Origin of the sequence: Lapidilactobacillus dextrinicus DSM 20335 (assembly GCF_001436095.1) — a bacterium.
Classification (GTDB): domain Bacteria; phylum Bacillota; class Bacilli; order Lactobacillales; family Lactobacillaceae; genus Lapidilactobacillus; species Lapidilactobacillus dextrinicus.
Genome location: NZ_AYYK01000004.1, coordinates 302092 through 314116 on the forward strand (window position 1 = coordinate 302092; position 12025 = coordinate 314116).

Below are 12025 nucleotides of genomic sequence, written 5' to 3' on the forward strand. Positions count from 1 at the left end.
TTTGTTCTAAATTGTACCACGAAAATAATTCGACGCAAAAAAAGCAGCCACCAAAAAGTAACTGCGATTATCAAAAAATTATAACTGTAAATAGGACATTTCTCGATCACGCCAACACTGATCCACAAATTCCCAATTAATCAAATGCCAGAATGCTCCTAAATAATCTGGACGTCGGTTCTGATAATTTAAATAATAAGCATGCTCCCAAACATCAACGCCTAAGATAGGCATCAGTCCTTCGCTAAGGGGATTATCTTGATTGGCTGTGGAAACAACTTGTAACTGATGTTGCTCATTTAAAACTAGCCAAGCCCACCCAGACCCAAAACGTGTTAAACCAGCATTAATAAATTCTTTCTTAAAATGATCAACACTACCAAAAGTCTGACTGATTTCTTTAGCCAGTTCGCTTGGGATTTCTTGATCTTGATCTGGACTCAACCACTGCCAATACAAGGTATGATTTAAATGTCCTCCGCCATTATTCCGAACTGCTGTCCGGATTTCTTCAGGTACGCTCTCAAGATCTCTCATTAAGTCAAATAAAGGCCGATCTGCAGTTTCAAGACTTTTGGCTAAGGCTGCATTTAGATTACTAATATAAGTGGCATGATGTTTATCATGATGAAAATGCATCGTCTGCTCATCAATTAAAGGATCTAAGTCGCCATAGCCATAAGGTAATTCTGGTAATTGGTAAACCATTCTGATTCCTCCTCATAATCGTTTTACAAGTTAAGCATACAAAGAAAAGCACAGCTAGAGCAAGCTTAATGACTGTTTACGACACTTATCAAGCATACAAAAAAGAGCCGCATTCTGCGACTCTTTTCAACGTTCAATTTAATCTACGCTTTTTTGTTACGATGTGTTAACCTTAGAACACTGTTCCTTAGCACATCCCACATACTCAACGAACGGACAATTCTCTTTGGCTCAACGTATTGACGAATTGTTCGTAATACTTTTTTAGGATCCTTAGATGCAAATGAGTACGTCCCATTTTGCTTGGTCCGAATTGCATAACGCGGAATCCAGTGACCACCAAAGACGATTGAAACAATCACGTAATCAACTTCTGACCACGGAATTTGAATATAATCTTTGACATTACGATCATTAAAAAATTCAAACCCCTTATCACCAATCATGATTTTACCATAAGTAGCCGTGCCCAGAAATGATGTGGCATCAATTACTAAATCGGCCTTTGAATTGATTGATTCAACCAATGAAATCCCCTACCCTCAAACTAAACGTTAATAATTATTTATTACATAATACCGATAACGTGGAATACAACACCGACAACGAACAAACCTAAGATAACAACGATTGGAGAAACTTTCTTCTTCAATAACCACATGCAAAGGAATGTTAATAACAATGCTGCTAAACCTGGAATCAAGCTATCCAAGTTATCTTGTAATGTTGTTACTTTGTCTGCTGTTAATGACAAACCTGAAGCTTGTTGTTGTAAGGCAGATTGGATACCCGCACTACCCTTAGGCAACTTAGCCCAGTCAATGAACGCACCCTTAGCTAACTTAACCGTGGAAACAACCGGTGTAAATTTAACCGATACCCAACGATTAATCAAGGAACCAAGGACGAACATACCGACAATTGAAGCAGCTTTAGTAACGTTTTGTAATAATGAACCTGAAATATCATCAGAAATTGCAGAACCTGCACGGTAACCAAATTCTTGTGTATACCACATGAAGGCCATACGAATTAAGTTCCAAGCAATGAAGTAAATGATTGGTCCTAAGATGTTACCACTCATAGCAAGAGAAGCAGCTAAGGCACCAATAATTGGCTTAACTGTGAACCAGAAAACTGGATCACCAATACCAGCTAAAGGACCCATCATACCAACTTTAACACCTTGGATTGTAACGTCATCAACAGGTGCACCATTAGCACGCTCTTCTTCAAGCGCAAGGGTAACACCAAGAATTGGTGAAGCCAAATAAGGATGGGTGTTAAAGAATTCCATGTGACGCTTCAATGCTGAAGCACGATCTTCTTTAGTTGTGTAAAGTTTCTTTAATGCTGGAATTAATGAGTAAGCGAAACCACCGTTTTGCATACGTTCATAGTTCCATGAACCTTGAAGGAATGTTGACCGCCAGAAAACTGAGAGGCGATCACGTTTGCTTAATGTAACTTTTTTAGTATTTTGATTATCCATTATTTTTTACCCCCTCTCCTAATAGTTATCAATAATATCGCCGACTGGGTCACCGACACCACTGTTGTTACCGTCGTTAGAACCATTACCACCATTATTTGAGCTGTTGTTTGTAACAGCGATGTAGAGTAACGCCAATGAAACAGCGATAGCACCAAGAGCAATCAATGTTAATTGTTGGATTGTTGCCAAAACGAAACCTAAGGCAAAGAATGGCCATACTTCACGAGTAGCGATCATGTTGATAACCATAGCATAACCTACGGCAACGACCATACCACCACCGATAGATAAACCATCAGTTAACCAAGCAGGCATCATGCCAAGTAATGAACGTACAGGACCAGCACCAACGGCTAAGATTAAGCCTGCTGGGATAGCGATACGTAAACCTTGCATGCAGATAGCAACCCATTGCCAGAAATCAATCTTAGCAAAGCTACCTTCTTCAGCAGCACGGTCCATAATATGAACAATAGCAGTAGCTAAAGTACGAGCAATGATTGTTAATAACAAACCAGCAATAGCTAAAGGAACGGCAATGGCGATGGCAGAACCGACACCCTTAGTACCTTGGCCACCAAGTACAAGAATAATTGCAGAAGCAACAGATGCTAAAGCAGCATCAGGCACAACGGCAGCACCGATATTAGCCCAGCCTAAGGCGATCATTTGTAATGTACCACCTAAGATAAGGCAAGGTATTAAGTTACCGGTAACTAAACCGATTAATGTACATGCGATAACTGGTTGATGGAAATGGAATTCATCCAAAATACCTTCCATACCAGCAAGGAATGCAACAATAAGAACTAAAATGACTTGAATGAAATTTAGTTGCATAAGTATTTCTCCTCCACTTAATTTGACTGACAAAAAAGATTATTTTTGGTCGTTCAAGGAATCTTGAGCCTTCTTTAAGATTGCAGCCATATTGTCCTTTGAATCAGTTGGTACTTTACGAACGTCAAAATCGATACCATCGTTTTTGAGTTTTTCAAAAGTATCAATATCATTTTGGTCAAAAGCCAAAACTTTATTAGGTTGAACTTTACCAACAGAATGTGCCATTGAACCAACGTTAACCGTTTTCAATGGAACGCCACCTTCAACCGCACGTAAAACATCTTGCGGTGTTTCAAAAAGCAAGAGTGCTCTTTCACCACCAAAATGTTTGTCATCCTTGGCAATCTTGATCATTTGATCAACAGGAATAACGTGTGCAGAAACACCAGCAGGTGCTGCTTGAATAATCAAGTTTTTACGAAGCTTATCGTTAGCAACGCCATCTGAAACAACGATAATACGTGTTGGATGTGTTGACTTAGTCCAAGCTGTTGCAACTTGACCATGTAACAAACGTGAATCGATCCGAGCTAGAACATATTCTAACTTACCTGGACGACCACCATTAGACTGTTTAGCTGCTGGAGCTGCTTGTTTAGCCTTAGGCATTAATGCCTCTGGACTAACACGAACACCTTCACGTGCAGCGTCAACTAAATGTGTTGCCAATTCGTGTGATGACGTCATTGACAAACGAGAGCCATAAGCTTCAATCAACATTGGCAAATTAAGGCCAGTGACGATTGCCCACTTATCTTTATGTTCTTCGAGAATACCGCTAGCCTGGTTAAAAGGCGAGCCACCCCAAAGATCAATCAAAAATAGTACTTCATCTTCTGGATCAAATTTCTTAGTTGCATCCACAAGATGTTGTTTTAAATCATCTGGGCTTTCGCCATTGACGAAAGTGACGGTTTCGACTTTTTCTTGTTCGCCGAAAATCATTTCTCCAGATTGTTTAATGCCAGCGGCGAATTGCCCGTGACTGGCAAGAACTATTCCGATCATGTTTTACCCCTCCTACTAATTATTTGGTCAGCATGTGATTTTTTATAACCGAATAAATAATATAAATTGCAGTATTGTCACACAACTTCCATGCACAAATATAACACATTATGAAAGTTAAATGCAATAAAATCTAAAAACGTTTTCACAAATTTTTATAAAATTAGTTGGATATAATTTCACAGTAAGACGCATTACATTAATAATGAACAAAATTGGTATCATGAAAAATTTGCATAAACATGCTATATCACTGAAAACATTTCCACACTTTCAGGATGCTAATGTTATATTAATTCAAAAAATCACAAAATAATTTTAAAAAATTATGAAACGGTTTCCACACTCATTGTTAAGAAAATAACGAGTCATATTTTAAGCATTAGAAAAGCAATCTTTAGGCATGACTCATTATTAAGACCTTCATCGCCATTAGTCAGATCCTAGTCAAATCAAAACCCGGCTAACCCTTAACTTATAATCAAAGGCTTTAATGTTGGTCTAATCTGTCTAACTTCGTATAATGAATTTAACAAGCCAAAAGGAGCGCGCTCTTATGCCTAATTTAAAAGTTAGTTTAACTGCTCGAGGTAATCGGGCCATACAAGCCATTCCCCCATCCTTAATTCGTACCGTAGATAATCGAATTTCTCAGATTCCCGATATCATTAAGTTGACTTTGGGTGAACCAGACTTCGAAGTTCCTCAACATATTAAGAACGCAGCTAAATTAGCAATTGATCAAAACTTCTCTCATTACGCACCATCTGCTGGCTTTTTAGAATTACGTCAAGAAATTAGCAATTATTTACTTAAAGCAACCAACACTTACTATCAACCAGAAGGTGAAATCACTGTGACAGTAGGGGCCACTGAAGGTATTTATACTGCTGTTCAGGGCATCTTCAACCCAGGTGATACTATTATTATTCCTACCCCATCTTTTCCACTGTATCATGCCGTTGCCGAATTAATGGGACTTAATATCGTAACAGTTAATACGGCCCCTGAATATTTATTGACTGCTAATAAACTTGCCGAATTACTTATTAAATACCCACAGGCAAAAGGTATTATTTTGAACTATCCCAATAATCCGACGGGCGCAACCTATTCTCCTGAGCAAGCACGTGCTGTCGCTGATATCTTACGGCAAACTGATTTAGTTGTTCTTTCCGATGAAATCTATGCAGAGCTAACCTATGAGCAACATCATTTGAGTATGGCCACCCTATTACCTGAGCAAACAATCTTAATCAGTGGTTGCTCGAAGTCACACGCTATGACTGGTTATCGCATTGGTTACCTTGCTGGACCTGCTGAATTAATGACATCGATTGATAAAATACATCAATTTGTAGTCACGACGGCCGCTAGCCCGATGATGAAGGCCGCTGAAGAAAGCTTACGTCATGGGCAAAATGATATCATTCAAATGCGGACAATTTATCAACAACGGCGTGATTTACTTTTGAATGCCTTAAATTTAGCTGGTTTTACAACGACAACCCCGGCTGGTGCTTTTTATATTTTTGCGAGAATTCCAACAAACATGATCCAAGATGATGTTAAATTTGTCTATGATTTAGCAGAAAAGGCGCAGGTAGGTGTTATTCCCGGTTCAATTTTTGGTCCTGGTGGTGAACATCACATTCGTTTATCGTATGCTGCTTCAACAGAAAGTTTAATTGAGGCTGGTCGCCGGATTCAAAACTATGCTCGCCAGTATCAGCACAGCGCAGTAATTTAAAAAATCCCCTTGAATGGCAATTTATCAGCCAATTCAAGGGGACCTTTTTTTATGAGACAAAAAAAGGAACGATAATTAATTATCGTTCCTTTAATTGAACATTGAATTCTATAAGCGAGAGTTTAAGTCTTTAGCTAAATCTTCGAAGCCTGGTTTACCTAAAAGGGCAAACATGTTCTTCTTATAATCTAGTAGATTTCTATATGTTACTGGTATTTCAAACTGCTGATTTATCAAGGTTTCTAATGTTGATTTCTATTTCATTAGTTTCCTTAGCTTCAACACGTCTTAACCATTTTCTACCCATAAATTTATTTTTTATTTCATTAGTTTCTACTATTATATATCGACAGTTGTTGCCTATGGTGGCTCATTGATAATCATTCAAAATAAAAAAGCAGCCTTTCCATTTAGGATTGGCTGTTTTCTAATTCAATCAGTTCATCTAATATTTGTCCAGGCGTTTTACCGATTGCTTCGGCAAGTGTGATCAACGTCTTAACTTTAAGTTTGCTAACACTTTCTAGCTCATTAGCATATTGCAATGTACTAGCAGTGACGCCTGTTGCTTTAGTAATTTTATAACGTGTTAATCCGTATTTTTTTAGTAGTTCATCAATCAATAAACAATCCTCCGAATATTAGTCAGCAATATATTTAACTTCTACTGGAATATAACCCAATTCTTCAAGATCTAAATCAATGCCAACATCTGTGATTTCAAATTTAGTACCGGCTGGTACAAGCACTTCACGTTCGACTTCTTCGGCTGATAGTTCTTCAACTTCTTTAGCGTTGTTGTAGTCAACTTCATGAACTGGCACTTCATTAATAGCTGTAAACACATAATCAACGGCACGTACAGTTTCAATAGAGAATGAGCCTTCGTTAGTCCAAGATTCAGCATTTTCAAGAGTAATGATTTGGCCTTCTTCTAAATCTAACATATCATTAACTGAAATTTGGCGGCTAATTCCTGAAATACTGTTTGTAATTTGTTTAGCTACTGTGTTTTTATAATCCATGATTGAATACCCGCTTTCTTATTGATCTTATCTACATCTATTATTATAGTACGGTGTACCGTACTAATCAATAGTTTAGCTTATCTTTTTTCAATTATTTCTTTAAAATATGGATCGTTAATAATTTCTTCCCAAACCGTGTAAACTGATGAGGTTTTGAAACGAGCTAAAAGCACGTCTATCGAGTTGTTGCTGTACGATGCAAATTCTCTTTTTAACGGGAACCTACCGTGTTCTTTGTAAAACTCTGCAACTTGTCTTACCAACGTTTTTTTAGAAATAGGTGATTGGCCAGAATTGGGTTTTGCTAAATTATAATCGTCCCTCATTTGTGTTAAAGATCCAAAAACTCGTACAAAAACGTGTGGTTTTGGCAACCACTTACAATCTGTAATATCCTTTGATACTGGTATTCGTCCTAGTTGCTTCTCGAGACGTTTGTACCCGCTAATCAATTCTTCTGGCGTCCAATTTTGTAGTTTATAATCGCGCCATCGTTCAACTACCTCTTTTGAGATGCCTGCTTCGTTAGCCAAATCTATGATTGAACCAAATTCTTTACGAATATAAATCAAGCTAGGCATCCGTTTGTCCTTTACAATATCATTAGAGCTTGCAGCATATCCTAATTCTTTTGATAATCTTTTATATCCTTCAACTATTTTTTTACGATCATAATCGTGATGGACATGAACATTATCATCACCAAGTGCGCGTTCTAATGCGTTATTCCATGAACCAAACCGTCTTCTTGCCGTACTTCCATATTTGCTTTCACGTAAACGTGGCAGCCGTCCAAGCTTGTCATTAAGTTCGCGAATTGCTGATAGTATTTGTTCATCACTAACATCACGGCTGGTTACTTTATCTTCTCCAAGCGCTAATGATAAAGCTTTATTCCAAGTCCCAAATCGATAAGCAATGTTTTTCCCGCGTTTAATATCAAGAATTCTTGGTAGTTTTTCATATTCTTTATAATACTCGCGTAATTGATCTAACATTTGTTCGTCTGTTAATTTATCAATTTCTGTTTTTTTCATCATACTTCTCCATCCAATGTATCAAAAAAGCTCGGACTAATAGTGTTTAGTCCAAGCTGTTACATTCCATATTGGTTAGATAAAAAGTTATTTAGATAAACGTGATAAGTAGCTACGAGTAAATCATAAGCTATCATGGTCTATTTTGCAAACAAAATAAAAAAAGCCCCACTCTTAATTGAGTGAGGCTCGTGTCAAAAATCGCCCACAGAAGAACGACGTCGGTTTTTTGCCCGACAATATTAAATACGCAAAACTGCTTATTTGTTTTTTAATTTTGCAATTATTTTTATTTAACTCGTAAACGCTGACCAATCCGAATGAAGTTGACGTTGCTTAAACCGTTAAGCTGCTTGATATTATTAGTTGTTGTGCCATATCTAGCAGCAATACCGCTAACAGTATCACCGTATTTAACCGTGTAGTAAGTAGCTGATACTGAACCGCTAATTTTTAGCTTCTGACCAACGTAGATATAGTTAGCGTTGCTAATTCCGTTCAAACTTTGCAACTTGCTAACTGTCGTACCGTAACGACTTGCGATAGCTGATAAGGTATCACCGCTGCGAACTGTGTAAGTTGACGTTGATGAACTACCGCTACCAACTGATAAGATCTCAATATCTGATGTCTTAATCCAAGATAAGATACCAGCTAATAATACTTTACCCTTAGCAACTTGTTGAACTTTATAGGTCTTGCCACGTACCCAGCTTGGCATGCCAACACCATTAGCCCACTTCGTTGCTTTCAGATTAACCTTAACAGTATTACCAACTTTAATGTCTTTTTTGGCAGTATCATTAGCGTTTTGACCGTCATTAATGGCTGGTGTATCAGTGTCAGGTTCAACAGTAACTTTTCCGTCATCATCCTGATGACTACCCTTGTAACCATTCTCGGTAATGCCTAACAAGTCAACGTTGCCGTCTAACCCACCGGCAATATATTCAGCTGTAAACTGCCAAATGGCCACACCGTTCATACTTGGAAAATATTGGAACGGCGCGGAGCTAATTACCCCACTGATTGGGTAACCAGCAATCCAAAGACTATTTGGAAATGCCTTGATAATTCTTGACACATCAGCATTAGCTTGCAAGAATGCTTTGCTTGAATATAGCATTGGCGTATAACCTGCTTGCTTAATTCGGCTCATACCGTAGATGATTGCATCAGTATTAGTCGTTGCATTCCAGCTTGCGCCTGACTCAAAATCTAAAGCGACGATTGAATTCTTGGGCGTCTGAACTTGTGGCAAGAACTTATCTAATGCTGCTTTAGATACGCCGATATTACCACTGACTTGATACCAAATGTATGTGTGCGCAAACTTGCCAGCCGCGATTGCACTAGCCACTTGCGTTCGGTATGTTGATTGTGTGACGTATGAACCGTTGTAAGTTCCGCCTACTTGGCTGATAACAAACTTATCTTTTTGATAACCAAACTTACCATTGTTGCCCTGGTACTTTGACCAATCAACGCCATACGTTCGAGTTGCAGCTGATGATGTGGCCACCGGTACGGAAATTGAAGCAAATAAAATAGCCACCATAAAGGTGACTACCATTTTAGCTATTCTGTTTTTAGATTTCATTCTTTCACCTCTTCATCTTCAACGTACATTGCTACTAGTTTTGACCAGACTATCAACGCATGCCAATTTCCAATTTTTAAATTTGTCTTTCTTATAAAAAAGGGTGTATTAACAAACTTTTCAAAAAGCTTCTCAACTGCCGCTTGTTCCTCTTTCCCGTACTCAAAGCTTGGAGAAACAATCTCGCCTTGCGTTGTCTGAATGTGAATTTTCATTTACACACCTCTTTATCATATTTAAGAGCTTGTGGACTATCATCAATTCCCGGTGTAGTTGGATCAACAACAACGCCTAGGACAGTTAAGAATGCAAAAAACGCGTTAATAATCGCTGTTGCTTGCTCATTGATTAAATCCGTCTTGAAATCATAACCAAACGGTACTGCAATCACTTGTGCAAACAACAAAAAAGCCGGCACAATCGCCAGCCAAAACTTCTTATTCAATAAACGTACTTTCCAGTTAATCTTCATCCTGCCTTTCTCCTCTCTAAATCAAGATTCTTAATTCGTTCATGATGACGATCTAAACGTCTATCGTGTTCATCAACTCGGCCTTCTAATCGTTCATAGTCGTTTTGTAGCACTTCGAGCTGTTTATTAAGCGCCGTAATCGACTTTGATAATTCTTTAATATCACCACGAATTGGCCCAAACACGGCATATTTAAATAGCAGGCTGATAATTGTTGCAATGAACGTGATAATCGCAATCACCGCTGTCCATTCTGCCAAACTTAATCCTGCTACATAGTGTGGTGGCATTTACTCACTTCCTTTAGTGCAAAATAAAAACACCCTATTTATCAGAGTGTCTCTTCGTCCCAAAATTTATTAAATTCATTAAGCTGTTTAAACCATTCTTGTTGTAGCTTGCCGTCCTTAAATTCATGACCAATTTTTATCAATTGATTTCTGTCATAATCAATATATTCTTGCATAGGAACCTCAAATGTCGGAGTACTTTTTTTGTAAGCGACCGCTAATTCATCGTATTTGCCTTTAGATATTCCGGTTTGTAATGTTCCGGCTTCATCTAAAATAATCAGTTGTTCAAATGTTCTTTGGGAAGAATATAGTGTTGAACGTTTGGCATGAATTAACTTTCTGCTAAGTTCTCCGTTATCTGAATAATAAGTTTCCGTTGCATGCTTTGCAGTTAAATATAATTGAGCTTTCTGATGCCACTCAACAATAGGATTGAGGTATCCCTCGTTAGCCATTGAGGCAAGAGAGTACTGCAATAAACTTTGGTTGTTTTCTAGGATACCTTGAGAAATTTCTTGGGACTTTTTAATGGCAGTCTGAAATTTTTTAACTTGTTTATCTGAGATCTTCTTTTGCTCATAACCCATATAAGCTAAGAATATAGTTATTATGGTGACCAGAATCCCTATGACAGCAATATACCATGCATTTTGTTCATGAATTTGATTAATTAGTTCTTGCATATAATTGTTCACTTTTAATCACTCCTAATGGTTAAAAGTATAATCAATTATAAGAAAATATAACAGGCCAAAATAATAAAGATTAATAAAGCCAGCATTCCAAAAACACCGGCAAGTACGAATAGTTCTTTATAGTTCATGCTTGTCAGCTCCTACACAGCGTAATCTTCACCAGTGATTTCTTTATACTCAGCCGCTGTGATTGAACCTTTAGCAACTTCAGCCGCTACTGCTGCCTTATCCATTGTGTGCCATAGTTGATATGCAAATTTAAATACTTTAAACATTAGTTAGTACCTCCGATTTTTGATTGTGCAAATGCTGTTATTGCTTCTTCGATTGATTGAATATGCTGACTATGCTCAGCAGAACTAATTGCTAAATCTGTAATTGCTTGTTGCTCTTCGCTCGGTTGTGGATCGGTTGGTATCTCAACTGGCGGAACATAATCAGTGTCAATAACTAGATGATTGTTGATTAACTTAGTGTGATTAACGATCAATTTTTTAATCTCATCATCTGAAACGTCATAGACAGTAAATCCGTCAATAACATCTCCGACTTCACGCTGATTAGGATTAGCCCATCCGCTGGCCATTACCGTGTTGTCTGCTGCTAGTTTTAATTTAATTAAACTCAATTTATTTCACTCCTATTCTATTGGAAAATCATCGTTTGTTGGATACGTAACAGTCATTGTTATATAGTCATCCGCGGTAATGGCCACAGACGTCTTCAACGCATTGCGATCAACAACAATCAACGCTTGTTTGTTGTTGCTTAACATTGCGGCTATCCGGATCTGGAATCCCGGAGCAGCATAACCAGCCGGCAACGTCATAATTGCTCCATTAGCCGCTAAGTCTTTAGATAGCTTAAAAGAGCAGGTCACTGTAACAGTATTCTCGCTTCGTGCAATATCGATTGATCCTGCTTTGATTAATGAATTCTGTCCAGTTGAATAATGTTTCGTTGAATATCGATTGTCAAGTTTGCTTGAATTTAGTTCTTTGAAATTTGCATCAATCTGTTCTGGGCCTTTTTCCATGCCCGTAAAAATCGTTGTTAATGCCATTTAAATCACTCCTTTTAAAATAATTGTTACATA

At 37.9% G+C, this 12025-nt stretch carries 17 protein-coding genes; 1 reads left to right on the forward strand and 16 read right to left on the reverse strand.

Annotated features, from left to right (window positions below; translation table 11 throughout):
* Positions 1 to 78 precede the first annotated feature (78 nt).
* From FC84_RS03600 to FC84_RS03620, 5 genes are all read right to left on the reverse strand, one after another.
* Positions 79 to 708, reverse strand: coding sequence for a superoxide dismutase (locus FC84_RS03600; RefSeq protein WP_057755604.1), 630 nt, complete (start codon positions 706 to 708; stop codon positions 79 to 81).
* A gap of 143 nt (positions 709 to 851) precedes the next feature.
* Complete coding sequence (locus FC84_RS03605) at positions 852 to 1235, reverse strand: DUF956 family protein (protein ID WP_057755606.1); 384 nt, start codon at positions 1233 to 1235, stop codon at positions 852 to 854.
* Between the two features lie 41 nt (positions 1236 to 1276).
* Entirely contained in the window at positions 1277 to 2200 is a 924-nt protein-coding gene (locus FC84_RS03610; protein ID WP_057755609.1) for a PTS system mannose/fructose/sorbose family transporter subunit IID, read from the reverse strand.
* A gap of 18 nt (positions 2201 to 2218) precedes the next feature.
* Positions 2219 to 3043, reverse strand: a complete 825-nt coding sequence (locus tag FC84_RS03615; protein WP_057755611.1) for a PTS mannose/fructose/sorbose transporter subunit IIC — start codon at positions 3041 to 3043, stop codon at positions 2219 to 2221.
* A 39-nt stretch (positions 3044 to 3082) separates the two neighbouring features.
* Positions 3083 to 4054, reverse strand: a complete 972-nt coding sequence (locus FC84_RS03620) for a mannose/fructose/sorbose PTS transporter subunit IIA (protein ID WP_057755613.1) — start codon at positions 4052 to 4054, stop codon at positions 3083 to 3085.
* A gap of 556 nt (positions 4055 to 4610) precedes the next feature.
* Here FC84_RS03620 and FC84_RS03625 point away from each other — a divergent pair.
* The gene (locus FC84_RS03625) at positions 4611 to 5804 is read left to right on the forward strand and encodes an aminotransferase class I/II-fold pyridoxal phosphate-dependent enzyme (protein WP_057755615.1); all 1194 of its coding nucleotides are present in this window, start codon (positions 4611 to 4613) and stop codon (positions 5802 to 5804) included.
* A 410-nt stretch (positions 5805 to 6214) separates the two neighbouring features.
* Here FC84_RS03625 and FC84_RS03630 read toward each other — a convergent pair whose 3' ends face one another.
* The 11 genes from FC84_RS03630 to FC84_RS03675 all read right to left on the reverse strand — a co-directional run bounded on the left by FC84_RS03630 (position 6215) and on the right by FC84_RS03675 (position 11992).
* The gene (locus FC84_RS03630) at positions 6215 to 6427 is read right to left on the reverse strand and encodes a helix-turn-helix domain-containing protein (RefSeq protein ID WP_057755617.1); all 213 of its coding nucleotides are present in this window, start codon (positions 6425 to 6427) and stop codon (positions 6215 to 6217) included.
* Positions 6428 to 6445: 18 nt separating this feature from the next.
* Positions 6446 to 6829: a hypothetical protein gene (locus FC84_RS03635; RefSeq protein WP_057755620.1), complete on the reverse strand. Its 384-nt coding sequence runs from the start codon at positions 6827 to 6829 to the stop codon at positions 6446 to 6448.
* A gap of 80 nt (positions 6830 to 6909) precedes the next feature.
* Positions 6910 to 7869, reverse strand: coding sequence for a homing endonuclease associated repeat-containing protein (locus FC84_RS03640; RefSeq protein WP_057755623.1), 960 nt, complete (start codon positions 7867 to 7869; stop codon positions 6910 to 6912).
* Between the two features lie 289 nt (positions 7870 to 8158).
* A complete protein-coding gene (locus FC84_RS03645) occupies positions 8159 to 9469 on the reverse strand; it encodes a LysM peptidoglycan-binding domain-containing protein (protein WP_057755626.1) in 1311 nt (436 codons plus the stop codon).
* Positions 9466 to 9684 carry a hypothetical protein gene (locus FC84_RS03650; RefSeq protein ID WP_057755628.1) on the reverse strand — a complete coding sequence of 73 codons (219 nt, stop codon included), beginning with the start codon at positions 9682 to 9684 and terminating at the stop codon, positions 9466 to 9468. Before FC84_RS03650 ends, FC84_RS03645 begins: the two co-directional genes overlap by 4 nt.
* Positions 9681 to 9941 (reverse strand): phage holin, encoded by a 261-nt coding sequence (locus tag FC84_RS03655; RefSeq protein WP_057755631.1) that lies wholly within the window; start codon positions 9939 to 9941, stop codon positions 9681 to 9683. The genes FC84_RS03650 and FC84_RS03655 overlap by 4 nt, the downstream gene beginning before the upstream one ends.
* Positions 9938 to 10231 carry a hypothetical protein gene (locus FC84_RS03660; RefSeq protein WP_057755634.1) on the reverse strand — a complete coding sequence of 98 codons (294 nt, stop codon included), beginning with the start codon at positions 10229 to 10231 and terminating at the stop codon, positions 9938 to 9940. The genes FC84_RS03655 and FC84_RS03660 overlap by 4 nt, the downstream gene beginning before the upstream one ends.
* Positions 10232 to 10272: 41 nt before the next feature.
* Positions 10273 to 10929: a hypothetical protein gene (locus FC84_RS03665; protein WP_057755637.1), complete on the reverse strand. Its 657-nt coding sequence runs from the start codon at positions 10927 to 10929 to the stop codon at positions 10273 to 10275.
* 140 nt (positions 10930 to 11069) lie between these two features.
* Positions 11070 to 11204, reverse strand: a complete 135-nt coding sequence (locus FC84_RS08850; RefSeq protein WP_083479516.1) for an XkdX family protein — start codon at positions 11202 to 11204, stop codon at positions 11070 to 11072.
* Entirely contained in the window at positions 11204 to 11557 is a 354-nt protein-coding gene (locus tag FC84_RS03670) for a hypothetical protein (RefSeq protein ID WP_057755639.1), read from the reverse strand. Before FC84_RS03670 ends, FC84_RS08850 begins: the two co-directional genes overlap by 1 nt.
* A gap of 12 nt (positions 11558 to 11569) precedes the next feature.
* Positions 11570 to 11992 (reverse strand): hypothetical protein, encoded by a 423-nt coding sequence (locus tag FC84_RS03675; protein ID WP_057755641.1) that lies wholly within the window; start codon positions 11990 to 11992, stop codon positions 11570 to 11572.
* Positions 11993 to 12025: the final 33 nt, after the last annotated feature.

Excerpts from the sequence above, each read along its gene's own strand:
- FC84_RS03675 (WP_057755641.1), bottom strand. The coding sequence starts at position 11,992 with ATGGCATTAACAACGATTTTTACGGGCATGGAAAAAGGCCCAGAACAG.
- FC84_RS03655 (WP_057755631.1), bottom strand. The coding sequence starts at position 9,941 with ATGAAGATTAACTGGAAAGTACGTTTATTGAATAAGAAGTTTTGGCTG.
- FC84_RS03610 (WP_057755609.1), bottom strand. The coding sequence starts at position 2,200 with ATGGATAATCAAAATACTAAAAAAGTTACATTAAGCAAACGTGATCGC.
- FC84_RS08850 (WP_083479516.1), bottom strand. The coding sequence starts at position 11,204 with ATGTTTAAAGTATTTAAATTTGCATATCAACTATGGCACACAATGGAT.
- FC84_RS03645 (WP_057755626.1), bottom strand. The coding sequence starts at position 9,469 with ATGAAATCTAAAAACAGAATAGCTAAAATGGTAGTCACCTTTATGGTG.
- FC84_RS03620 (WP_057755613.1), bottom strand. The coding sequence starts at position 4,054 with ATGATCGGAATAGTTCTTGCCAGTCACGGGCAATTCGCCGCTGGCATT.
- FC84_RS03650 (WP_057755628.1), bottom strand. The coding sequence starts at position 9,684 with ATGAAAATTCACATTCAGACAACGCAAGGCGAGATTGTTTCTCCAAGC.
- FC84_RS03615 (WP_057755611.1), bottom strand. The coding sequence starts at position 3,043 with ATGCAACTAAATTTCATTCAAGTCATTTTAGTTCTTATTGTTGCATTC.
- FC84_RS03660 (WP_057755634.1), bottom strand. The coding sequence starts at position 10,231 with ATGCCACCACACTATGTAGCAGGATTAAGTTTGGCAGAATGGACAGCG.
- FC84_RS03640 (WP_057755623.1), bottom strand. The coding sequence starts at position 7,869 with ATGAAAAAAACAGAAATTGATAAATTAACAGACGAACAAATGTTAGAT.
- FC84_RS03625 (WP_057755615.1), top strand. The coding sequence starts at position 4,611 with ATGCCTAATTTAAAAGTTAGTTTAACTGCTCGAGGTAATCGGGCCATA.
- FC84_RS03600 (WP_057755604.1), bottom strand. The coding sequence starts at position 708 with ATGGTTTACCAATTACCAGAATTACCTTATGGCTATGGCGACTTAGAT.
- FC84_RS03635 (WP_057755620.1), bottom strand. The coding sequence starts at position 6,829 with ATGGATTATAAAAACACAGTAGCTAAACAAATTACAAACAGTATTTCA.